Origin of the sequence: Bartonella sp. CL435QHHD (genome assembly GCF_042195095.1) — a bacterium.
GTDB lineage: Bacteria > Pseudomonadota > Alphaproteobacteria > Rhizobiales > Rhizobiaceae > Bartonella.
This window is the reverse complement of record NZ_JBHINS010000081.1, coordinates 70,266-96,179: the sequence shown is the minus strand read 5'-3', so window position 1 is coordinate 96,179 and position 25,914 is coordinate 70,266. Positions and strand designations below refer to the sequence as shown.

The window sequence follows — 25,914 nt, the reverse complement described above, 5'->3', positions numbered from 1 at the left end:
ACACAGCCATCATTTTAAATTGAGAAACTTACACCACAACCACATGATGAAACAGCATTGGGATTGTGGATTTGAAAAGACTGCCCCATAAGATCATCAACAAAATCAATCTCAGCTCCTTCCATGAAAGGAAGTGATAGTAAATCAATAAACACAACTGCCCCGTCTTTTTTGAGAACGAGGTCATCTTCACACATTTCAGAAACCAAGTCATATTTATAAGAAAAACCAGAACACCCACCACCTTCAACAGAAATACGTAATGCTATTTTATCGGGTTCACGCAAAAGTATCTGTGCAATTTTTTTAGCAGCAACATCTGAAATTTTCACATTCATTTTATATATCCTTGCATTAAACCATCAAGAAAGAGTATCCCACACTCAAAGATCAGTTTATTTGTCATAAACCACTCTCGATTTTAAGATGATAATGGGCAGCTTGCAATGGATATAGGCAATATCAACTTCAATTACCAATCTCGAGCAGTGTACAGTGCTCATCCACAAACAAGCCGTGGTCGGTTATACCATGAAACGATGAGCACCACACGCTCACCTTTTCAACGAGATAGAGATCGTATTATTCATTCTAATGCATTTCGACGTCTTAAACATAAAACGCAAGTGTTTATTGCTGATGAAAGCGATCATTACCGTACTCGCCTAACCCATTCCATAGAGGTTTCTCAAATTGCAAGAACATTAGCCCGTGCCCTGTGTCTTGATGAAGACCTTGCCGAAGCCATTGCCCTTGTTCACGACTTTGGACACACACCCTTTGGCCATGCTGGAGAAGATGCTCTTAATGAAGCCATGGTACATTATGGCGGCTTTGATCATAATGCACAAGCATTACGCATTGTAACAAAACTAGAACAGCGCTATGCAAATTTTGATGGACTTAACCTTACATGGGAAACCCTCGAAGGACTTGTAAAGCACAATGGCCCCCTTTTAGGTCCCCACGCGAAGAATAAGGAGGTTCCTATCGATATTTTACAATACAATGCAAAGCAAGACCTTGCACTCGATTGTTTTGCAGGACTAGAAGCGCAATGTGCTGCTATTGCAGATGATATCGCATACAATGCGCATGATATTGATGATGGTCTACGTTCGCAATTTTTAACACTCGATCAATTTGAACATGTTTCACTAACAGCAGCAATATTAAAAGATATAACAGATGAGCATCCCCATCTCGACCAAACGCGTCGCGGTTACACACTTGTACGAAGACAAATAACAACCATGGTTGAAGATGTTATCAAACAGTCACAAAAAAATTTAGCACGCATCAAACCAACAAGCATAAACGATATTCACCAAGCAAAACAAACTATTGTCACCTTTTCACCAACAATGACCGTTTATGAAAAAGAACTAAAAAACTTTTTATTTAAAAATCTTTACTATCATGAACAAGTTCTTAGTCGTCGCAATGCAGCAAAATGCATTGTACAAAAATTATTCAATTGTTATTATGAAAATCCAAATACAATGCCTGAAAGTTGGCAGAGCAAAACAGTGCACTTAAAAAATCAAGAGTTAGCACGTTTGATTGCTGACTTTCTTTCAGGCATGACAGATCACTACGCTCTACGTGAATATCACCGTTTATTTGACCATACAGATAATTTCGTTTAATGGCTTTTGGCATCATCATGGAAGCTAAATATGAATATCTTTAAAAACTTCGAAAAAAAAATTAAGAGATCAATTGAATTATCTGATCTAAAAGGAAAAAATGGAGAAGATCTAGATTTATCAAAAATCACTGTTGATCCTCCACGTGATTCCTCCCATGGTCATTTATCAACCAATGCTGCTATGGTGCTTGCAAAATCTATTGGAATCAATCCACGTGCACTTGCAGATAAAATCATAGAACTTCTTAAAAATGATCCCTCTATCGAAAATATAGATGTTGCCGGTCCTGGTTTTATAAACATAAAGCTTACAAAATTATTTTGGCAAGATGCTATAAAATCCATGCTTGAATTAGGCACTTCTTATGGTCGTATTCCAATGGGACAAGGAAAACGCATCAATGTTGAATATGTCTCAGCAAATCCGACAGGACCAATGCATGTAGGACACTGCCGCGGAGCGGTTGTTGGGGATGTTCTCTCCAATTTGCTGCAATTTACGGGCTATAACATTACAAAAGAATATTATATCAATGATGCTGGTCAACAAATCGAAGTCCTCGCCCATTCTGTACTATTGCGCTATCGTGAGGCTCTTGGGCAAAAAATTAATGAAATTCCAGAAGGACTCTATCCTGGAGAATACTTGATACCATTGGGTCAATCGCTTGCTCAAGAGTTTGGTGACCAACTCCTCACGATGGATAAAGATGAAGCCTTATCTCTTGTGAAAGAACGTGCAATTCATGCAATGATGTCCATGATTCGCGAAGATTTGGCTGCTCTTAATATTTATCATGATATCTTTTTCTCTGAGCGAATGCTTTATGCTGATAATGCACGCGCCATTCGTAACACCATCAACGACCTCACTTTAAATGGTTATATCTACAAAGGAAAACTCCCCCCTCCCAAGGGACAAAATACAGAAGACTGGGAACCAAGCGAACAAACTTTGTTCCGTTCAACAAATGTCGGTGATGACCAAGACCGTGTTTTAGTCAAATCTGACGGTTCTTACACTTATTTTGCTGCTGATGTTGCTTATTTTCGGGATAAATTTAATCGTCATTTTGATGAAATGATTTATATTCTAGGCGCAGACCATGCTGGCTATGTAAAGCGGCTGGAGGCAATGGCAAAAGCAATTTCTGGGGATAAGGCTAAATTAAGTGTCTTCTTGTGTCAATTGGTAAAACTTTTTCGCAACGGTCATCCTGTACGCATGTCAAAAAGAGCAGGATCTTTTGTCACTCTACGGGATGTTGTCGAAGAGGTTGGGCGTGATCCTGTGCGTTTTATGATGCTATACCGTAAGTGTGAAGCACCTCTTGATTTTGATTTTGCAAAAGTAACAGAACAATCAAAAGATAACCCCATCTTTTACGTACAATATGCAAGTGCACGTTGTCACTCAGTCTTTCGTCAAGCACAAGAAGCGCTTCATATTAAAAGCTTTTCAAATGATACATTGATTGCCCATCTTCATCGATTAACAGATGACCATGAAATATTGTTAATACGCAAACTTTCTGAATATCCACGTATCATTGAACAGGCCGTAGTTCATAAGGAACCGCATCGATTAGCGTTTTATCTTTATGACCTTGCCTCCAATTTTCACACCCATTGGAATAAAGGGAGTGAAAATCTCAATTTACGCTTTATTCAACCTGATGATAAAGAGTTATCCTTTGCAAGATTAGGATTGATACAAGCTGTTATCAATATTTTATCATCAGGGCTTACCATCATAGGAGTCGAAGCACCCATAGAAATGCGTTGAAAAAGTTCTATAAATACATACAATAGGTACTCTATTAATAAACTTTTTCATGTATCATTGCATGAGAGGGGGAAAATTTATAATTTTAATATAACAAATCAAAATCAACCATTGATTGCACGTAAGTGCAAACCACCATGTGAGAAAAGCTATGAGCGATAACGATCGCAAAAATCTACACGAAACAAAACACGATCATGAACACCATGATCCTTTAGAAAGGCTTACGCGCATTTTTAATCCGCACAAACAAAGCGGAAACCAAAATGAGCAATCTTCTTTAAAAACAGATCGATCAACATCTCACCCCGAAATATCATCCCATGATGATGATTTTGATTTGTCCTTTCTAGAAGAGGAACTTGAAAATAATTTAGCACATGACTTACCGTTTGATGATCAAAAAAAACAATGGGACTTGTATGCAACCAGCAACGCAACAGCCTCAAATATTGCACAAGCTGCTTCTTTCAACCATTCAAAACAAAATAATTTATCTGAAGAGAAATATTCTTCACCTAGCAGTCATGATGAAGAACAAATTTTAGATGAGCTTTCTCCATTACCAATCCCAAAGAATCAATCACATCAACAGAAAACAACAGCAACCAGTGCTGATCCTTTTCTTGAAAAAAGTAATCTTATGTCACAATCAGAATCAGAAAATTTCTTTTTTGATAAATCTGAAAGGCACGAAAATAAGAGAGAGATGCCAGAAGATGTTGAACAAACCAATCGTTTTTCACAAATAAATTCACAACAACCTGAGACTACGAATATACAAAAAACTTATGATGACAATCCAAACCTCTATGACACTCCTATAAACCATCCCTATAAAATTTCAGCTGATCAAGAAAATTGGATTAAAAAAGATTATCCTGATGCCTCCTCTTCTACAGAGGAAAATGAGTTTTTCTCATCTTCTAATCTTGTGTCAGAAAGACAAAACACTGCAAGAAATCAAACAACAAGTACCTTCTCCTCACCTTTAGATTCTCCACCAGTTGATAGACAATCTTATTTAAAGGGGGCTTCACAAGAAGATCATACAACCAATTATCCCCATTTTTTTGAAGCCCCCCCCTCACAACAAGAAACTTATAGCGAAAAAGTTCCGATATATGATGAGGCTCGAGCCCAATACATCAATAATGCCGAAGGTGCCTCTAACCCAAATAGAGAAATTTCATATAATGAAAATAATTTAGATGAGTTTCTTTCCTCATCACCCTCTTTAAATACAAAACAAACGGATGGCTTTTTTGCCCATAACTATACGCACAGAGATACTCCCCCTCCCAATGTTGATACTTATAAATTTTCAGAGGAAATTGTAGAAAAAACTGGTCCTATTATGGTTCCAGAAGTCCCGTATGAAGCGCCAGAATATGATGTGCCAACTAATGGTGGTTTAGAAGAAGAATTTGCTGATGTACTCAATGTAGGAAATGTTCCAACAGATAATTTTTCTCAAAAACAACAGAAGAATGAAGTTTTTAGTGAAGTTTTTCATCAGTCTATGCAAAATTCAAAAGAAGGTGTTTATATAAACTCTAAAGAACAAAATTCCGACTATTCTTCTTCTGCCAATATGGAATATAATTTCCCCTCTTTTAGCGAGAATTCATCATACACAAGCTCAGATGAGGTTCCCACGCATCCATCAGCTCCTCCTCCCTTAAAAAGTTTTATTTTTGGTAAAACTTTCATTAAAGGTTTTTTTATACTTATTTTAATAGGAATTGGATTTGCAGGTTATTCTCACTTTTTTATGCCATCACAAAAAAATGAAGAAACGGTCATTATCCACGCTGATAATACGCCTTTTAAATTCAAACCAGAAACAACTGAAACGAAAAATGATGTTGCACATAATTTAGATATCTATAAACAAACAACTGAACAAAATGAGAAACAAGAAAATACACAACAATTTCTTATTGATAACTCTGAACAACCTGAAAATTTAAAAGAATTAAACCCTGAAGAATCTTCAAACGTTTCCTCCTCGTCTTTAAATGAATCTGATGTTGAAGTTGCAGTCACAGAAGCCATAAACCATACTATTCCAATGCGAGAAGTACAAACTGTTATTGTCAATCAAGATGGTACAGTTACACTAGCCCCCGCGCATCAAACAAACAGCAAAACTGCTGCTCAATCTGAAGAAAGCATTGATCAAGCTTCTAATGAACTTCAAGATTCGTCCCTTGTTTCGTCGCATGATTCTGATATAAACGACCAAGAAAGAGATCATGATCTCAAAAATAATATTGATAAAATAATTGCAGAAAATAATTCTAGCTCAAATATTGAAGAAAAATTTATCCCTATTCCTTCTCATGCAGAAAGAAATACACAAGTTGAAACACCAGCCGCGTCTCGCTCCACATCACCAAACAGAGTCGCAGCACAAAATTCAGAAAGTTATTACGTACAACTTGCATCTCAACCAACGCATGAGCTCGCTAGAAATTCTTTAAAAAATATGAAATCTAAATTTGGATTCCTTATCGGCGCCCGTTCTTTAAATATTCAATCCGCTTTTATACCAGGAAAAGGTACTTATTACCGTGTTCGGATTCAAGCGCAAGACCGTAATGAAGCCATAATCCTTTGTGAATCCATTAAAAGTTCTGGTGGAAGCTGCTTCATCACACGCTAAACCAAACATGCAACGGTTGTTAAAACCGTTGCATGATTTATTTTCATACCATTTAATTACTTATCAAAAACTTCAGAAATTAAAATCGTTCCAATCTTTTTATGTCTTTGTGCTGACTTTATTCCTTAATCTACGTCGATTTTCGCCCTATCTAAAAGATTATATTTATGAAAAAATCACTCCGTACCCTTATAGGTATAAGGTACAGGAGGAAGTGAATTTAAATCTTTTTTTGGCGTTGTTACACTTTGGCTTGTTTCTGGAGTATTATAACGCGAACTATGTTCAGGAGATTTTGCAAAAAAAGATCCTAAAAAACCAAAAATAAACCAGATAATAACCATCGCAAGAAGAATAGCAAAAATACCCTTAGCGATTGAAACACGTTGTTCACGACCTTTTCTTTCTGCGGCCATACGTTCTTCATATGTGTGATAATTTTTATCAATCATAGTGGATTCCTTTTCTCAATTCCCTTACCTTTAAATTTCTAGAAAATATGCATATATGAAATTATTCAGATACTTATTATGAGAAAACGATAATTATAGACAAAAGTTCCAGCTTACTTCATAAAGTTGAGAAAAAGAGGCGAGGATAGAATTAAAATATCTACCCTACCCTAGCCTTTGAATTCTATAATAAACCCCTTTGTATTCTATAATAAAACATTGACACAAAGGTTTTGTTAATAATAGAGTTATAATCAAAATATTTCATTATTTTTATTAATAAAAATGAAACATACTCAAAAGGTTTTTTATGAAATCTCCCATATCATCGCTTCCCTTTAAAATAGAAAAGCACCCATCTCCTCTGTCAGAAGAAAAATATGAAGAAATTTTAAAAAGTCCCGGTTTTGGTCAATTTTTTACAGACCACATGTGTACTATTCAATGGACTGAAGACAAAGGCTGGCACAATGCTATCATCTCTCAATACAAAGCTTTAGAAATTAACCCTGCAAGTACCGTTTTACATTACGGACAGGAAATTTTTGAGGGTTTAAAAGCATATCGTGCAAAAGATGGGCGCATCTTGCTCTTCCGTCCTGATGCCAATGCACAACGCTTTATAGAATCAGCGAGGCGTTTAGCTATGCCAGAATTGCCAAAAGATATTTTTCTGGATGCCGTTCATCAATTAGTAAAGATTGATCAAAAATGGGTTTCTGATCAGCCCAACGCTAGCCTCTATATCCGTCCATTTATGTTTGGCAATGAAAACTTTTTGGGAGTCCGCCCTTCTCAAAAATATCTTTTTTGTATCATAGCCTCTCCAGTTGAATCCTATTTCAAAGGAGAAGAAAAATCTGTCAACGTCTGGATTGAAACAGATTATAGTCGTGCCGGTCCAAGAGGAACAGGGGCTGCCAAATGTGGTGGAAACTATGCAGCAAGCTTACTTGCACAAAAAAGTGCAACTGAAAACAATTGTAGCCAAGTACTCTTTCTTGATATGATTGAACATAAATGGATTGAAGAACTTGGTGGTATGAATGTCTGCTTTATTATGGACAATAATACACTTGTAACCCCCCCACTTAATGGAACTATCCTTCCAGGAATAACACGTCATTCACTCTTAGAGTTGGCAAAACAAATGGGATTAAAAATAGAAGAGCGTCCTTATTCTTTTGCCGCGCTTCAAGAAGATGCAAAGAGTGGACACCTTAAAGAAGCCTTTGCTTGTGGTACAGCTGCCGTTGTCACATCAATTGGTCGTTTTAGATATAAAGGAGGAGAATTTATTATTGGAAATGAAACAGTTGGAGAAGTCACAAAGCAGCTTCGTAAACAATTGGTTGGCATTCAAAAAGGGAACATAGAAGATAAAAATGGCTGGGTGCATTCTGTGCAACTCTCATAATATTAAGGGTATTCCCATATCTATAAACGCTTCCATGAAAGTAGCTTCATGGGAGCGTATTTCCTAAAAAAACTCCTTTTATTTTTAGTGATAAAAAAGAAAACATTAATCAAATTTTGAATGATCTCTATGCTTTGCTTTAATATTACGAACTGTACCCGTATGGGCGCGCATTACGAGAGTTTCCGTTTGAATGTAGTGAGGTGTAAATTTAACACCAGAAAGCATATTACCATCTGTCACCCCTGTTGCTGAAAACAAAACATCACCCTTTGCCATTTCTTCCATTGTATAAACCTTATTGGGATCACTAATCCCCATTTTAGCTGCACGAGCAATTTTCTCTTCTGTATCAAGCAGCAAACGACCTTGCATCTGTCCTCCAATGCAGCGCAAAGCAGCAGAAGCTAAAACACCTTCAGGTGCTCCACCAATCCCCATATAGATATCAATACCTGTTTCTTCTGGATCAGTTGTATCAATAACAGCAGCCACATCTCCATCCCCAATCAAGCGAATCGACGCCCCTGTCGCTCGTACTTCATCAACCAATTTTTCATGACGAGGTCTATCCATAATACAAACAACAATCTGATTAACAGCCACTCCTTTAGCCTTCGCAAGAGCATGTATATTATCGGTAGGAGAAGCATCTATATCGACTATTCCCTTTGGATAACCAGGACCAATAGCAATTTTGTTCATATAAACATCAGGAGCGTAAAGGAGATTACCCTTTTCAGCAATTGCAACTACTGCCAAAGAATTAGCAATATTTTTAGCACAAAGTGTTGTACCCTCTAGTGGATCAAGTGCAATATCGATCGCCAATCCACTTTGAAGACCCACTTTTTCTCCAATATAAAGCATAGGCGCTTCATCCCGCTCACCTTCACCAATCACCACTGTACCATCAATAGGCAATCGATTAAGTTCTTGCCGCATTGCATCTACAGCAGCCTGATCCGCTGCCTTTTCATCGCCACGTCCGCGCCAGCGTGCAGCAGCAACAGCAGCACGTTCAGTAACACGTACCAATTCAAGCGTCAAAATACGATCAAGTCCATTTAAAATCTTCTGAGTTGTGGGCATATGAAAAAATCCTACCGAATGAATACCAGAAAAATATGAGTCCTTATTAAATACTAAGAATAAAGTTTTTTGGCAAAGATGAAAATTTTTCACAAGAGATAAAAGAACTCAAGCGTGCGTTTTTATTATCAAGAAAGTTATCAATTCTTTGCCATAGGTTCAATACGAATAAATTGAGATTTTGCAACAAGATGTCCATCTTTTTCAATTTCTGCAAGTGCCTGTCGTACATTCACCTCTGTTGTTTCATGCGTAATTAAAATAATTGTTTTTTCAATTTGATCTTCTACAAAAGATCTTTGAACAATCGACTCCAATGAGATGTGATTATCAGCCATATGCCTTGCGACCGCGGCAAAAACACCAGTACGATCATGAACATTTAAACGAATAAAATAACCACCTGCATGATGCGAAATACGTGCTTTTTTATGAGGAGCAAGTTCTAATGCTGGACGTCTTAAAACAGGTGCATACTGAAAACCAGAACGCGCTTTTGCTATATCAGCCAAATCACCAATAACGGCTGATGCTGTTGCCTTTCCTCCAGCGCCAGGACCAGAAAACAGTAATTCACCTAATAAATCACTTTGAATAGAAAGAGCATTGGTTACACCATTTATCTGTGCAATCATTGAGGATGCTGGTACCATTGTTGGATGAACGCGTTGCTCTATTCCAGAATCCGTTTTTAATGCAACCCCTAAAAGCTTAATCCGATACCCCAATTCATCAGCTGCTCGAATATCAATTTGCGAAATATTATGAATTCCTTCAACATAAACATCATCTAACGAAATAGCTGTTCCAAATGCCAAGCTTGTCAACAAAGCTAATTTATGAGCAGTATCATTTCCCTCAATATCAAAAGTTGGATCTGCTTCAGCATACCCAAGTCTCTGTGCATCTGCTAAACAATCTTTAAATGAAAGACCTTCCGTAAACATGCGTGTTAATATATAATTACAGGTTCCATTGAGAATACCATAAATTCGCGATATGCGATTACTAACAAGTGATTCTCTCATCGCTTTGATGACAGGAATCCCCCCTGCAACAGCTGCTTCAAAATGAAGAAAAACACCTTTTTTTTCTGCAATTATAGCCAGCTCTACTCCATGTCGAGCAAGAAGAGCTTTATTGGCTGTTACAACATGATGTCCCGCCTCAAGCGCTCTCTTAACAGCGGTATACACCACATCCAATTCACCACCAATTAACTCTACAAAAACATCAATCTCATCAGAAGCAGCCAACTCCACAGGTGAATCAAACCATTTTATATCACTGAGATCAAGTCCACGATTGCGGCCTTTATCGCGCGCACTAACAGCAACAACTTTGATGAATCGCCCACATTGACAAGCTAAACTATTCGCTTTTTCACATAGAGCTCGAACAACTGAAGTACCAACCGTACCAAGTCCCGCAACACCAACTTTTAAAGCTTCTGCCATTATTAACCACTGATCCCTATCTTCATTGAAAAATCGTTTAAATGATGTGCCAATCAACACAAAGAATATTTACATCCATAAGAACAAAAGAAATACCCCGCTCTATTCACTTCATTTTTTCCAATAGAATTATCCCCGCTTGTTCAATCAACATTCCTAAAAATATAATATTTATTGTCTTCAAAGATTTCAGAATCTTTATAAAATATTTAATTCAGAATGAAAATCTGTAAAACTGATAAATGCAAGTTTCCATAAAGAAAAGTTCTAAAAAATAATCAATAACAAGTTAAAGAATATTGAAGACTTAGTAAGAAAGAATAAAACATCTCTTCTAAATCAACAAGTATGGAACAAAAAACATTCTTTTATATGATAAATTAAGAGAATGGATAAAATAAAGTAGATCAGTACATAATAACACATTTCTTCCTACCATTCCATAGCTTTAAATATAAATCTTTAATGCAAAATCTTAACGCACTCATATATCAAAATAGAACCTTACATTAAAGTAAAAAACAAAACTTAATATGCGCACACCATAATTCTGAAATATTATAAATATAGAGAATAAAGTTTCAAAATTTGAATATTTTATCTCAACTTATTGCCACCTCTTTAAAAAACTAGCGAATTGAAATGAAAAAAAACTCAATCTACCCTTTATCCACGCTAATTCATTTTCAAATCAAGAACCTTCTCAATATATAAAAGAGCAAATGAAGGGTTTTTAATCTTAAATTTCTTACAGACATGTAAAAGTAAATATAAAAAATATTTTTAATATATTCTATAAAAATTGATTTAATATTTTCATTTTTATTATACAGATATCTATTTATATTTTGTTAAATTGTAAGTAATCTATGGATTATTCATAAAAAAACTTTTGTATGATTGGTATTATTTGTTTATTTGGTAATAAATATTGTATTTCTACTTTATAAATTATACAGTTTTTGCTTTATGATAAGCTCAAATGAGAAATCTTCCGTATAAAGGCTCTTTCAAGCAAGTTAAATAATATTCTCATGTGACAACAAAGATAACAAACGATAAAATATGTAAAAAATAAATACATTTAAAATGCTGTTTTGATCATTTTTGCCTACTTTTCAAACTGAAAATAAATGCAAATATCATTTGCTGAGATGATACCCACATCAAAACTTTCTATCAATGATGATAACTTTACATTTTTTCTACAAAAAATCTTAGAAAATAAGATGATTCAAACAAGAGTTTCTCAAAAATTATTCAATAAAACACACTTTTTTCAAAAAAAATGACACAGAGGGCTTGCGAAGTAAAAAGATCCTCTCTATAAGCCTCATCATTGGTTTGCGCCCATCGTCTAGCGGTTAGGACATCGCCCTTTCACGGCGGAAACAGGGGTTCGATTCCCCTTGGGCGTACCATCCTCCTTTTTTCTATGTGTAATATATTCATTTTATTTGTGTTTTTAAAAATGAGGGATGCATAAATAAAAACGAGAGAACAAGATTTTAAAAGGAATTTCTTCGTAAATTAAAAGGAATCTCTTTGTAAAAAGGATACAAGAATCATTAGGTGATTAATTTCTTTGTTGCATTTCGAGGATAGTGCTTTACTGCGCACAGTTATAACAATAAGAATCTATAAAATATAAGAATTAGAGTATTCTAGCTCGCGATACGGTAATTTTATAAGTCATATTCTTGCGTATGCTGTTAATTTTTAAATTAAACCAGCCGCATCATTTATACGTTTTTTCCAACCTTCAAAACTGAAGTTTATCCCAAACGCATTTTATATGAAGCATTTCTAATTACAGTGCCTTTGTTATCACATTAAACTTTTTATAAATAAACAAACCGTAATCTTAGAGTTGAAATAGCAATATAAAAAATAGATGCTTATTCACCTCACACAACAAATCAAGAAACTATAATTCAGAATACGATCAATTTATTAAATGGAATCTCTGATAATAAAAACGCATAATCCCCGTCCCTCGGTGATCTAACTACCTTATCTATTAAACAGATTCTTCATCAATCATAGAATACTTATAGATTTATAAACACATCACTTCTTTTCAAGGATTAAACCCTCCAACAAAATTTTACACTCTATTGATAATATATTCTAAAAGCTCATATTTGAATGCTTTTTTCCCTTGTTTTTACTTTTCATTATAAAGTTGAAAGTGTTATATAAGTAGTATCGCTTAAAAGAAAAAGGATTTCTAATGGTAAAGATCAAAGTAGAAAACCCCGTTGTTGAACTTGATGGGGATGAGATGACCCGCATCATCTGGAAATATATCAAAGATAAATTAATCCATCCCTACCTCGACATTGATCTAAAATATTATGATCTTTCCGTCGAAAATCGTGATGCAACCAATGATCAAGTAACAATCGATTCTGCCAATGCTATAAAAGAATATGGGGTTGGTATAAAATGCGCAACCATCACACCTGATGAGGCACGCGTTAAAGAATTTAACCTAAAAAAAATGTGGAAATCACCTAATGGTACAATCCGCAATATTTTAGGAGGAGTCATTTTTCGCGAACCCATTATCTGTAAAAATGTCCCTCGCCTTATTCCTAACTGGACAAAGCCAATTATTATAGGACGTCACGCTTTTGGCGATCAATACAAGGCAACAGATTTTAAATTTCCAGGAAAAGGGAAATTAAGTATTAAATTTGTAGGTGATGACAATCAAGTTATTGAACATGATGTTTTTGATGCTCCAAGCGCAGGGGTTGCCATGGCTATGTATAACCTTGATGAGTCAATTCGTGATTTTGCCCGCGCATCCTTTAATTATGGACTACAACGGAATGTTCCAGTTTATCTTTCAACAAAAAATACCATTCTAAAAGCTTACGATGGTCGTTTTAAAGATATCTTTCAAGAAATATTCGATATGGAATTTAAAACTGAATTTGAAAACCGTAAATTATATTACGAACACCGTCTTATTGATGATATGGTTGCTTCTGCATTAAAGTGGTCAGGTGGATACGTATGGGCATGTAAAAACTATGATGGTGATGTCCAATCTGATATTGTTGCCCAAGGCTTTGGTTCTCTTGGTCTCATGACTTCTGTTCTCATGACACCTGATGGTAAAATTGTTGAAGCAGAGGCTGCACACGGCACCGTAACACGCCATTACCGTCAGCATCAAAGAGGCGAAGAAACATCAACAAATTCTATTGCATCTATTTTCGCATGGACACGTGGACTGGCGCACCGTGCTAAACTAGATAACAATGAGAAATTAAAAAACTTTTCCACGACATTGGAAGAAGTTTGTATTAAAACCGTCGAAGAAGGTTTTATGACTAAAGATCTCGCACTTTTGATTGGGCCTAAACAAAAATGGCTTTCTACAACAGGTTTCCTCGATAAAATTGATGAGAATCTCAAAAAAGCAATGGGCAATTAAGTTATTAATTAAATTAAAATTCAAAGCTCTAAACAGAGCTTTGAATTTCTCTTGGCAAATTCAAAGAAGTACCTTATAAGTAAAAAGAGGATAAATTTTTATTAAATAGCAAAAAACAGTGAAACAACAGAGCTGGTCTGAGCTTTTATTGGGTAAAAATGGTCTTTGCTTTTTAACGTTTACAGGTGGTGTTATATTACACGCTACCAATGTTTATATTGTTATTACTATTTTACCTTCCCTTATAAATCATATTGGCAATGAATATTATTCTTGGGTGGCGACTGTCTTTATTACAGCTTCACTCCTTGGTACTTCACTTGCAACAAAAATATTAGGGAAATTAGGTCCTCGCAACGCTTATGTTATCTCTGGTCTTATCTTTACCCTAGGCACTTTCCTGTGCAGCATTTCTTCATCTATGCCATTATTTTTAATAGGACGCTTTATTCAAGGATTGGGAAGTGGTTCTTTGTTATCTCTATCCTATTCCATGGTACGTATTGTTTTCAGCCCATCTTTATGGTCACACGCATTAAGTGTTATCTCTGGAATGTGGGGAATATCAACCTTGTTAGGACCAGCAATCGGAGGAATTTCTGTATATTATGGCCTATGGAGAGCATCCTTTTGGATCATTGGCGCATTAGCTATATTCTTCTCACTCATAGCCTTTAAAATTTTACCCAAAAAGAATGAAAACTATGTTCCAACATCCCCCCTCCCTCTTCTCCAGCTTCTCACACTCACCTTATTGATTTTTATCATCTCTGTTGGAGGAGCTATGGACACAACAATGGCAAAAATTTGCGGATTAGTTATCGGACTTAGTCTTCTCTTTGTTTTAGCAAAAATCGAATCATATAGCTTTCATCCTATGTTGCCGCGCAAATCCTTTTCTTTCTCTTCTGAAATTTTTCCTGTTTACGCATTAATACTCGTTATGACAACAGTCGTGTACAGTATAGAACTTTATTTACCACTTTTTCTTCAAGAACTTCATGGACAAGCTCCACTTATAGCCGGTTATATAGCAACACTTATGAGCCTAGGGTGGACGTGTGGAGCCCTCTCAAGTGCTGCTGTCTCCACAAAAAAAATTCGCAACATCATTATATACTCGCCCCTATTAAAACTGTTAGGCATAGCGATTCTTTTATGGCTCATACCAACAGAAGTTTCCACGCTTGAATATATTTTTATTATTTGCTTAGCACTATTTTCTATTGGAATCAGTGCAGGCATAGCATGGCCACATTTGCTCACACGAATTTTACAATGTACAAATGATGAAGATGCTCTCCGTGCCAGTGAATCCCTTACCTCCGTACAACTATTTTCAGCTGCATTGAGTGCAACTCTAGCCGGAGTTATCACCAATCTTGCCGGACTCTTTAATCCTGGAGGAACAATAGGAATGATCTTAGCAGCAAAAACTCTTCTTGTAGTGCTCATTGGTTTTTTATTTTGTTTTGCTATTCCATTAGCGCTGCGCATTTCTTACTGCATGTTAAAAAATCCAACAGGACATTCCAATAATTAAATAAATATAAAAATACCTTCTTCATTTTAAAAATGAAAAACATTAAGCATGCTTCTCCATATACCATGAGACGCAAAAAACCATTAATCCACACAAAGTTAGAACACTTCCTAAAACAGCTGTATATTCATAACTATAACCCAATTTTAAAACTAATGCTCCAGATTCTGCACCAAGAGCGTTGGCAATATTAAAAGCAGACTGCATTAATGCTCCTGCCAAAATCTGTCCCTGTAGTGCAACATCCATAATTTTTGTTTGTATAGAAGGCATAGCAGCAAAAGAAGTTCCAACAAAAAAGCATCCTATTGCCGCTGTTAACGGAGCATAGGATAAAAATAAAAAAATAAAAAAAACAAATACGCTCCAAAGCATAGAAAAAAATATCATCGGCGAAATACCAATTTTAACGGCTAATTTAGGCCCCAAGAGATTTCCTACCACCATTCCCAATCCAACTAACGGCATAATAAATGGTACCAACTCAAGTGAAACACCAGAAATATGCATTAATGTTGGCTTGATATAAGTGAAAACAGAAAATAATCCTGACGCTCCCACCGACACCATCAACAAAAGAAGCCACACCTGCTTTTGCTTTAATGCACCCATTTCTTGCAAAGGATTCGTTTTTGGAAAACTTGAATCACAAGGAAAAAAATTCCAAATAAGCAAACAACATAATAAAGCGATCATCCCCACAAGGACAAAAGCAATCTGCCAACCAATAAGTTGACCAATCCAAGTAGCACTGGGTGCTCCCAAAACGGTTGCAATTGTTAAGCCAAGCATAACATATCCAACAGCTTTAGAACGTTCTTTCATTTCTACCATTGAAGAGGCAACCATAGCCGCAAGTCCAAAATAGATTCCATGGGGAAGTCCACTGAGAAAACGTAATACTACTAATATGCTAAAATCAGAAACAAAGGCACTAGCAATATTTGCTAAGGCATAAAAAAGCATCAAGCCTATCAAAACAGTTTTGCGTGATACCTGAGCTGTTGCCACAGCTAAAAGAGGTGCTCCAATCACAACTCCTAATGCATAAGCAGAAATATATTGACCAGCGGTAGGAATATCAACATAGGAACTTCGTGCCATCTCTGGCAGTAGCCCCATTGCAACAAACTCTGCAGTACCAATAGCAAAACTGCCCACAGCAAGAGCTAAAATTATTAAACGTCGTATTCTCGAATCAATTCCCAATGCAAGAACCTTTTGTTGATAAGAATCCCTCATATCATCACTTCTGGATAGGAGTTTTAACTGTAAATATCTGTAATACACACAAACAAAAATTCAAAACATTGTTATACGCATGCCCAATAGTCCCCAATAAAGTTTTAGAAATATTTTTATATATAAAGCATTTTATGGAGTTTTAAGTAAGATTCTTTAATGGAAAATCTTTGAAAACCTCAAGGTCATAGACGTATTCACATTCACCTATTTCTATCAGATATACCAGATAATAAACTTTGTCTCCTCTTTTCAGCCGTTGAAATTTTACAGTGAAAACTTTATTTTACAACGATATACTATACCCTATAAATAATTCTAAAATTTGCTGAATAATGCATTTCAAACAAGTGAACAATATCTCATCATTATCTTGATACAAAGATAAAACTTCTCCCCCAATTATTGTTGCTTTATTTTTGCTACCTAAATGCAGATCCCCCAAATCGATAAGCTATAATTTCAACTTTAGGCCATTCTTATAAATTATTATAGAGTCTTTAAAAAATTCTCATGATAATAGTGCTTGGTTTCTAGATTTATTAAATATCCTCTTTTAGGCATCTTTCCCCCTCCCTCACAGAGGAATCGCATCAGATATCTAACTCACTATCTGTAAATTAAAATATTCACGTAAATATATTATGATTATTTTCATATAAATTCTATAAACAAAGTACAAAACAAATATAATAAGTTTTGTTTAAATATATCTATTGATATTTTATAATATATGATAATTATTGTGATTAATATGTAATTTTTATTACATTGAAACTATAGCTTTTTAGTTTTACAATATTAATAATATTATATAAATCTCTGTAAATAATATTTATATTAATATATAAAAATAATAACAATATAAAATTATAACATTTTAAATATGTAATCTTATTTTAGTTTTATTTTAATTTTCTAAAAATTTATCTGTTCGATTGTATATAATCCATTCTTTACCTTTAATAATAAAAAACACAAAATATCTCATAAAAATACAATTTTCATACTTCTTTAAGAGTTCGCTAACGCCTCATTAACATTGTTGCTGTAAACAGTCATCAGAAACAGAAAAACTGTTTTTCTCCGGATCAGGTAGCGCGTACCGGAGTAACAGTTTCTGTTTTTATATAGTAATTAGAAACAGAATATGTGCCCTTATAAAACCGCACTGTTATATTTTAAGATAGTGAAATTTTATAATTTTGGAAGATGTTTCTAATTTCATATTTTTAACTAAATTTGTAAGTGCGAGAATAAATTCAATAAAAAAATGAGGCGTTATATTACGATTAATATTTTAGCGTCCTTGTGCCCATAGAGCACGCGTTTCAGCGCAAAAATCAGCATAACAGCCTTCCTCAATGGCATCACGAATTCCCTGCATAAGTTGTTGATAATAAAAAAGATTATTCCAAGTCAACAACATCCCCCCAAGAGATTCACCAGATTTGATCAAATGATGCAAATAAGCACAACTATAATCATGTGCTGCTGAACAAAGTGACTGTGGATCAAGAGGATGTGGATCTTCTGCATAACGCGCATTACGCAAATTAATTCTACCAAAGCGGGTAAAAGCTAAACCATGACGTCCTGCACGCGTTGGCATAACACAATCAAACATATCAACACCACGTGCAACACTTTGTAAAATATCATCAGGTGTCCCTACTCCCATAAGGTAGCGTGGTTTATCCTCTGGTAAAATCGGACAAGTAGTATCCAATACTGCTATCATAACACTCTGCGGCTCACCAACAGCAAGCCCTCCAATAGCGTAACCTTTTAAATCCATTTCTTTTAATGCTTGAGCAGAACGTTCACGCAGTTTCATATTATCACCACCTTGAACAATCCCAAACAATGCTTTATCTGGCTGATCTCCAAAAGCTGTTTTACAACGCAGCGCCCACCGCAATGAAAGTTCCATAGCTTCTTCCATTTCTTTTTCAGTTGCTGGTAATGCAATACATTGATCCAACTGCATCTGGATATCCGCACCAAGAAGTCCTTGAATTTCGATAGAACGCTCTGGACTCATTTCATAGTAAGCTCCATTAATGTAAGAGCGAAAAATCACACCTTGTTCAGTAATTTTACGGATTCCCGCCAATGACATAACCTGAAAGCCACCAGAATCGGTTAAAATAGGTCCGCTCCAGCGTGAAAATTCATGTAATCCTCCCAAACGCGCAACACGTTCAGCTCCTGGACGTAACATTAAATGATAAGTATTCCCCAAAATGATATCTGCACCAAGATCACGAATTTGATCCATATACATAGCCTTAACAGTTCCTGCCGTCCCAACAGGCATAAATGCGGGTGTACGAACACATCCTCGCCCCGTTATAATTTCTCCTCGACGTGCATACCCATCTTGAGCAATTTTTCTATAATGAAATGTCTTTATCATAACTCTCGTCTTTTTGATTCCATCAATGCATATCTCTATAGAAAGAAAAAAGATATCCCCTTACGCGCATTGTCATAAGCTTTATGAATTAATTTTTGATTCGCTCAATATTGTAACCAGCATCAAAAATTAAACGAGATAAAAGAACATTTCTTGTTAAGAAATCACCATAATAAAAGTGATAATCTAACTCTAGAAAAATAGTAAAATCCTTATAATATCATACCTCAAAATACCTACGCTTATCCTTAACAGAACTGCAAAATTATTATCACAATAATTTCATCTTCACATACTTCCATAAGCAGTAACTTTGTACCCATAAAAGAAAATTTTGAACGCATTGTACAGCTCACAATATTCTTTAACTTTTACAGATAAAAATTTTTCATCTACTGGGCACAGCGATCCTCACGCTTAATAAAAGTGCAAATGAACATAATCATTTATCCACTCACAATATTGAGATAGCTCTTGGCATTGGAGATAATTCACAAAAGAAATTAACGTGTAAATAAAAATACTTTAAAAAACTAAAAATGCTTTTTGTAAAGATTCTCAAATACCAAAAGCTCTATCGTAACATTAGAGGCTGAAAAAGCGTATGATGGTACCCGTTTGCTCCTTCACAAGCTTTAAAGATGGTGGTGCATAATATTTTATACTATTTATAGCTTTAAAACTATACATGCCATGAATGTCATCGTGGAAGTGAATGTTGATATGTACTGAGAAATGCTTCTTAAAAAAACACGTAAATATGCAACACAAGTGTATTCCGTTTGGAGCGTTCCTCTATAAAAAAACGAGAAAAATAAAAGCGTAAGTCCATACATAATCTTCATTATTTAAAAGATATTGCGTTAGATACTTAAAAAAGTAAAGTTGAATTAAAAAGGAGATGGCAAGACTAGCCATTTATTTCACTTCTGCGCCTTTATTATATTCTTCTAAGATTAAACTGTCTTCTTATTTTAAAGATTACGCCAATATATATATATAAATGCTGGTTTTCCACCTTGCTAAGAAAACTGGATGAGCGAGTAAAGCTCTTATCCGTCTTAATATGTGTTTCAAACATGCTTCTGCATTAGGATTGGATGTTGATTTACAAGCAGAAACAAAAGCACACGCTCTCTCAGGAAAGTAACATCATAAAACTATTAAGACCAGCAATGGATGGAAGAGAACTGCCAAATTTTTTATAAAACACTTTGCCAAACAACAACCATAATACAACAGACTTTGCGTTTTCTTATTCTGACAAGTGTTTGTACAAATCCTTTGCGTTATATTCTTAAGGAAGATCCGATTGAAGGAAATATATGGACAATGCTTAGCTCGAAATTATAAAAGGTAAGCGTGATACTACAAAAGAGTTTTGTGTGCCTTTATTGATCAGAAAAGAGTATTTTTTTCTTAGAAACTTATAATTAAAATCAGTATAGTTTATACTATTTTGTATCCGCAGCAATAATGGCTTTGGTAATTGAATCTGGATCTGAAACAGGTTCACCACGTTTAATTTTATCAACATTTTCCATACCTTCAACAACCTGCCCCCATATGGAATATTGACGATCAAGCCACGGAGCATCTGCAAAACAAATAAAAAACTGAGAGTTAGCAGAATTTGGATTCTGACTCCGTGCCATAGAAACTGTACCACGCTTATGAGAAAGATTTGAAAACTCTGCTGTTAAATTTGGTTTTTCTGCCCCCCCCATACCCGCACGTGATAAATTGAATTTTTCACTATCCTTCTTTCCAAATTGCACATCCCCTGTTTGCGCCATAAAACCATCAATAACGCGATGGAAAATAACATTATCATAAGCACCTTCACGTACCAATTCTTTAATACGTGCAACATGACAAGGTGCTAAATCAGCAAAAAGCTCAATAACAACCCTGCCCTTTGTTGTTTCAAGAATTAAAGTATTTTCTGGATTTTTATTCTCAGCCATATGGAAAGCTCCCTTGATTCATTTCTCAACTTGTAAAGTAGCAGCATTAATAACATCAGGATTTTTTACAGATCCATTATTATTTGTCGTACCTTTTTTTATTTTATCAACAACATCCATCCCCTTTATAACCTCTCCAACAACCGTATACTGACCGTTTAAAAAAGCAGCATCATCAAAACAAATGAAGAATTGAGAATTCGCGGAATCCGGATCTTGTGACCGTGCCATCCCAACTGTACCACGCTTAAACGGCTGTTTTGAAAACTCTGCCGGTATATTGGGATAATTTGAGCCACCCATACCAACGCGTTTCAGATCAAAATCTCTACTGCCTTTTTTTCCAAATTCTACATCACCAGTTTGTGCCATGAAATTAGGAATAACACGATGAAACACAACATTATTATAGGCCCCCTCCTCTGTTAATCTTTTGATTTGCGCAACATGTTTTGGCGCCAAATCAGGACGCAGACGAATAATGACATCACCATCTTTGAGAGATAAAACAAGAAGGCTTGCATCGCTTGCTGGTCTAGGATTACCAGCGACAGCGGACAATGAAAAAAAACAAAACACACATATCAAAACAGCAAAAGTTCTACGAGACACAATTATTCTCCCCTAAAAGATTGGAATTTCGAGCTCAAAGCTTGTGCAACATTGGGCGGTACAAATGGTGTTACATCACCTCCCATAGAGGCAATTTGGCGTACCAATGTAGAAGTTATCGCACGCCCAGAAACACTTGCCGGCAAAAAAACAGTTTGCAATTCAGGAGCCATAACGCCATTCATCCCGGCCATTTGCATTTCATAATCAAGATCAGTACCATCACGCAATCCACGAATGAGAAATGAAGCACCAACTTCACGCGCCTTCTCAATGAGAAGGTTGCTAAATGAAAGAACCTGCAATCGATTAGAATCTGCACCAAACAAGTCTTTCCCGACCTGCGTAATGAAATCAACACGCTCTTCGAAGCTAAAGAGTGTTTTTTTGTCAGCCTGTATCCCTATAGCGACGACCACCTTATCAGCTAACACAAAACACCCTTTCAAAACATCAAGATGACCATTTGTAAGAGGATCAAAAGAACCCGCGTAAAGAGCAATTTTCATGACTTTACTCCTTCCTCTTAAAAATTATTTTTCTTCGCTCATATCAACTGTATCAGAATGCTTCTCACCTTCATCATCTAATGAACTCGTATCATCTTCAGGTTCAGAAATACGTTCAACCGATACGACTCTTTCACCTTTGGCTGTATTAAAAATTGTGACTCCCTTAGTTGAGCGCCCAGCAGTACGAATTCCCTCAACAGGGACACGAATAAGCTGCCCCCCATCTGATACCAACATAATTTGATCTTGCGCCTTCACCGGAAAAGCCGCTACTAATTTACCAATTTCAGCTGTTTTAGATGGATCTGTTGCGCGAATCCCCTTTCCGCCACGTCCCGAAATCCGGAACTCATAGGAAGAAGAACGTTTACCATAACCAAATTCACTCACTGTCAAAAGCATTTGTTCACGTGCATGAAGTTCTGCATAACGTTCATCTGTTAACTCTGTTTCAGCACCCCCATCTTCTTCATCAAGAGTTATAACATCTTCAACATCAGCATCTGCACCAGAAGCACGCCGTTCATTCATTACACGTTTAATATAAGCAGAACGCTCAATGGACGTCGCCTCGACATGCTCTAAAATTGTCATCGAAATGACTTTATCGCCTTTAGCTAAATTGATACCACGAACTCCCACAGAATTACGCCCAGCAAAGACCCGAACATCAACAACTGGAAAACGGATACATTGTCCATTGGCTGTTGTTAGAACAACATCATCATGTTCTGTACAGGTTTCAACAGAAAGAATTTCATCTTCTTCATCAAGTTTCATCGCAATTTTACCATTACGATTAACCTGAACGAAATCTGATAATTTATTACGACGCACAGTTCCACGTGTTGTCGCAAACATAATATCTAATGCACTCCAGCTCGCTTCATCTTCAGGCAAAGGCATAATCGTTGTAATACGCTCACCTTGTTGTAAGGGAAGCATATTGATCAAAGCCCGCCCACGCGATTGGGGTGTCCCCAGCGGCAGTCGCCAAACTTTTTCCTTATAAACAATCCCACGTGATGAAAAGAAAAGAACCGGAGTATGCGTATTGGCAACAAACAACCGCGTTACAAAATCCTCATCCTTCGTGGACATACCAGAACGCCCCTTACCACCACGTCGCTGTGCACGATAGGTATTAAGAGGCACACGCTTAATATAACCACTATGGCTTACCGTTACCACCATATCCTCTGGCGCGATCAGATCTTCACTCTCCATCTCAGCGCTACCAAAACCAAATACGGTACGTCGCGGCGTTGCAAACTCCTCACGAAGAGCACTCAACTCATCCTTAACAATACACATAATCCGCACGCGTGATGCCAAGATCTCAAGATAGTCAGCGATATCCACACCAATTTTATTCAATTCATCAGCAATTTCATCACGCCCAAGGGCTGTCAATCGTTGCAAACGCAATTCTAAAATAGCACGCGCCTGTTCTTCAGAGAGATTATAAGTACCATCCTCATGAATAATATGACGAGGATCATCAATAAGTTTAATCAAAGGCGCAACATCCATCGCTGGCCAGCGTCGCTCCATTAACTGTGCACGTGCTGTCTGCGGATCAGGAGCTTTGCGAATAAGCGCTATAATTTCATCAATATTGGCAACAGCAAGGGCAAGACCAACCAAAACATGTGCTCGCTCACGCGCTTTACGCAAAAGATATTTTGTTCGCCGACTGACAACTTCTTCCCGAAAAGAAACAAATGCACGAAGCATATCAAGCAACGTCATCTGTTCGGGTTTTCCCCCATTCAAAGCAACCATATTACAACCAAAGGAAGTTTGCAGCGGCGTATACCGATATAATTGGTTTAAAACAACTTCTGCAACAACATCTTTCTTCAGCTCAATAACGACCCGATATCCATCACGATCAGATTCGTCACGCAAATCAGAGATTCCTTCAATGCGTTTATCGCGCACCAATTCGGCCATTTTCTCAATCATCGTTGCCTTATTAACTTGATAAGGGATCTCACTCACAATAATTGCTTGTCGACCATTGCGAATCTCTTCGATCTCAACTTTAGCACGCATAATGATTGAGCCACGCCCTGTTTCATAAGCTGCACGAACACCAGAATGTCCGAGGATAATGCCCCCTGTAGGAAAATCCGGACCAGGAATAATTTCAATTATTTTATCAAGTGTGATATCGGGATTATCAATCAAAGCGATACAACCATCAACGACTTCACCAAGATTATGGGGAGGAATATTGGTTGCCATTCCCACAGCAATCCCCCCTGACCCATTAACCAAAAGATTGGGAAAACGCGCTGGCAAGACAACCGGTTCACGCTCACGCCCATCGTAATTATCCTGAAAATCAACAGTATCTTTATCAATATCAGCTAAAAGTTCTTCTGAAACTTTTTCTAAACGACACTCAGTATAGCGCATGGCCGCAGGTGGATCACCATCAACGGAACCAAAATTTCCCTGACCATCAATTAATGGATTTCTTAAAGAAAAGTCCTGCGCCATACGCACTAATGCATCGTAAATTGAAGCATCACCATGGGGATGAAATTTCCCCATAACCTCACCAACAACACCAGCAGATTTACGATACGACTTATTAAAAGAAAGCCCCATCTCATTCATAGCATGAAGGATACGTCGATGAACAGGCTTAAGACCATCACGGACATCAGGGAGTGCACGTGAAACAATCACGCTCATCGCATAATCGAGATAGGAGCGTTGCATTTCATCAATAATACTGATTGGTTCAATACCGGTTAGCACATCACGTTCTGGGTGTGGAGTAAGATCGGTCACAATTTCAAAACTTTCAAAAAAGAATCATTTCACTTTATTTATAGCGAAAAATACACCAAAATGCTAATTTCTCTCCCATGACAAAAAAGAAATTTAACAATATTTTTCAAGATGTTATTAATTTATATTTTAAATTACCAATAATAATTAACAATTTTCACTTCGCTAAACTTCAAAAATCTGAAACAAGCAAACCATAAAATGATCATAATACTGCAATTTAAAGACTCTTAAAAAGGGACATCATCATCTAATTTGTGTGAAAAACTTTCTCCCAATTGATTATTATTTTGACCAAAAGTATTTCTCTGATTTGAGTGACTATCGGCAAAGCCACCACTATAACTCCCCCCTTGACTTGCTCCTTGCTCCCCGCTCGCAGCTCCCCGCCCATCAAGCATTTGTAATTCGCCACGGTACTTTTGCAAAACAATCTCTGTTGTATAACGGTCATTTCCATTTTGATCTTGCCATTTTCGTGTCTGTAACTGCCCCTCAATATAAATTTTGCTGCCTTTTTTTAAATATTGCTCTGCAACTTTGACAAGGTTTTCATTAAAAATAACAATACTATGCCACTCAGTGCGTTCTTTTCGCTCATTTGTATTCCGATCGCGCCAACTTTCTGAAGTAGCAATACGCAGATTTGCCACTTGATCACCAGAATTCAAACGGCGGATTTCAGGATCGGCACCAAGATTACCAATCAAAATAACTTTATTAAGGCTACCAGCCATCGTATAAACTCCAAAATTTTAATTCGTAAAGTACTCTGTTCTATAACAGTTATAACCATCTTGACCTTCAATTTACATGTCGCAATTGACCATCAATATGGGTATG

The 25,914-nt window shown here is 36.4% G+C and carries 16 protein-coding genes, 1 tRNA gene and 1 pseudogene; 7 read left to right on the top strand and 11 right to left on the bottom strand.

Going from position 1 to position 25,914, the window contains the following annotated elements; all coding sequences use genetic code 11:
- Positions 1-14: 14 nt before the first annotated feature.
- Complete coding sequence (locus ACFILH_RS07765) at positions 15-338, bottom strand: iron-sulfur cluster assembly accessory protein (protein WP_273791197.1); 324 nt, start codon at positions 336-338, stop codon at positions 15-17.
- 108 nt (positions 339-446) lie between these two features.
- Between ACFILH_RS07765 and ACFILH_RS07760 the strand changes: the two genes are divergently transcribed.
- The 3 genes from ACFILH_RS07760 (at position 447) to ACFILH_RS07750 (ending at position 6,105) form a co-directional block, all read left to right on the top strand.
- Positions 447-1,649: a deoxyguanosinetriphosphate triphosphohydrolase gene (locus ACFILH_RS07760; RefSeq protein WP_273791198.1), complete on the top strand. Its 1,203-nt coding sequence runs from the start codon at positions 447-449 to the stop codon at positions 1,647-1,649.
- 30 nt (positions 1,650-1,679) lie between these two features.
- On the top strand, positions 1,680-3,437 hold the full coding sequence (argS, locus tag ACFILH_RS07755) for an arginine--tRNA ligase (protein ID WP_375637463.1): 1,758 nt from the start codon (positions 1,680-1,682) through the stop codon (positions 3,435-3,437).
- Between the two features lie 151 nt (positions 3,438-3,588).
- Positions 3,589-6,105, top strand: coding sequence for an SPOR domain-containing protein (locus tag ACFILH_RS07750; protein ID WP_375667611.1), 2,517 nt, complete (start codon positions 3,589-3,591; stop codon positions 6,103-6,105).
- A gap of 176 nt (positions 6,106-6,281) precedes the next feature.
- On the opposite strand, the gene ACFILH_RS07745 is transcribed toward ACFILH_RS07750, so the two are convergent.
- Entirely contained in the window at positions 6,282-6,557 is a 276-nt protein-coding gene (locus tag ACFILH_RS07745; RefSeq protein WP_273791201.1) for a hypothetical protein, read from the bottom strand.
- A gap of 310 nt (positions 6,558-6,867) precedes the next feature.
- On the opposite strand from ACFILH_RS07745, the gene ACFILH_RS07740 reads away from it, so the two are divergent.
- A complete protein-coding gene (locus ACFILH_RS07740) occupies positions 6,868-7,974 on the top strand; it encodes a branched-chain amino acid aminotransferase (RefSeq protein ID WP_375667610.1) in 1,107 nt (368 codons plus the stop codon).
- Between the two features lie 105 nt (positions 7,975-8,079).
- Here ACFILH_RS07740 and glpX read toward each other — a convergent pair whose 3' ends face one another.
- Positions 8,080-9,066, bottom strand: coding sequence for a class II fructose-bisphosphatase (gene glpX, locus ACFILH_RS07735; RefSeq protein WP_375667608.1), 987 nt, complete (start codon positions 9,064-9,066; stop codon positions 8,080-8,082).
- 140 nt (positions 9,067-9,206) lie between these two features.
- Positions 9,207-10,523, bottom strand: a complete 1,317-nt coding sequence (locus ACFILH_RS07730) for a homoserine dehydrogenase (RefSeq protein ID WP_273791204.1) — start codon at positions 10,521-10,523, stop codon at positions 9,207-9,209.
- A gap of 1,346 nt (positions 10,524-11,869) precedes the next feature.
- Here ACFILH_RS07730 and ACFILH_RS07725 point away from each other — a divergent pair.
- The 3 genes from ACFILH_RS07725 (at position 11,870) to ACFILH_RS07715 (ending at position 15,514) form a co-directional block, all read left to right on the top strand.
- Positions 11,870-11,944: transfer RNA gene (locus tag ACFILH_RS07725), tRNA-Glu, on the top strand.
- Between the two features lie 812 nt (positions 11,945-12,756).
- Complete coding sequence (locus ACFILH_RS07720) at positions 12,757-13,971, top strand: NADP-dependent isocitrate dehydrogenase (RefSeq protein ID WP_375631315.1); 1,215 nt, start codon at positions 12,757-12,759, stop codon at positions 13,969-13,971.
- A gap of 118 nt (positions 13,972-14,089) precedes the next feature.
- Complete coding sequence (locus ACFILH_RS07715; protein ID WP_375631314.1) at positions 14,090-15,514, top strand: MFS transporter; 1,425 nt, start codon at positions 14,090-14,092, stop codon at positions 15,512-15,514.
- 42 nt (positions 15,515-15,556) lie between these two features.
- On the opposite strand, the gene ACFILH_RS07710 is transcribed toward ACFILH_RS07715, so the two are convergent.
- The 7 genes and pseudogenes from ACFILH_RS07710 to ssb form a co-directional block, all read right to left on the bottom strand.
- Positions 15,557-16,756, bottom strand: coding sequence for an MFS transporter (locus ACFILH_RS07710; protein ID WP_375631313.1), 1,200 nt, complete (start codon positions 16,754-16,756; stop codon positions 15,557-15,559).
- Between the two features lie 1,300 nt (positions 16,757-18,056).
- A complete protein-coding gene (gene tgt / locus ACFILH_RS07705; protein ID WP_375667606.1) occupies positions 18,057-19,175 on the bottom strand; it encodes a tRNA guanosine(34) transglycosylase Tgt in 1,119 nt (372 codons plus the stop codon).
- A 1,454-nt stretch (positions 19,176-20,629) separates the two neighbouring features.
- The gene (locus tag ACFILH_RS07700; RefSeq protein WP_375664124.1) at positions 20,630-21,142 is read right to left on the bottom strand and encodes a peptidylprolyl isomerase; all 513 of its coding nucleotides are present in this window, start codon (positions 21,140-21,142) and stop codon (positions 20,630-20,632) included.
- Positions 21,143-21,160: 18 nt separating this feature from the next.
- Complete coding sequence (locus ACFILH_RS07695; RefSeq protein ID WP_375660080.1) at positions 21,161-21,754, bottom strand: peptidylprolyl isomerase; 594 nt, start codon at positions 21,752-21,754, stop codon at positions 21,161-21,163.
- Positions 21,744-22,263, bottom strand: a pseudogene (gene coaD / locus ACFILH_RS07690) (pantetheine-phosphate adenylyltransferase). The gene ACFILH_RS07695 and the pseudogene coaD overlap by 11 nt, the downstream one beginning before the upstream one ends.
- A gap of 24 nt (positions 22,264-22,287) precedes the next feature.
- Complete coding sequence (gyrA, locus tag ACFILH_RS07685; RefSeq protein ID WP_375667604.1) at positions 22,288-25,071, bottom strand: DNA gyrase subunit A; 2,784 nt, start codon at positions 25,069-25,071, stop codon at positions 22,288-22,290.
- A gap of 230 nt (positions 25,072-25,301) precedes the next feature.
- Positions 25,302-25,808, bottom strand: a complete 507-nt coding sequence (gene ssb / locus ACFILH_RS07680) for a single-stranded DNA-binding protein (RefSeq protein WP_273791491.1) — start codon at positions 25,806-25,808, stop codon at positions 25,302-25,304.
- Positions 25,809-25,914 lie beyond the last annotated feature (106 nt).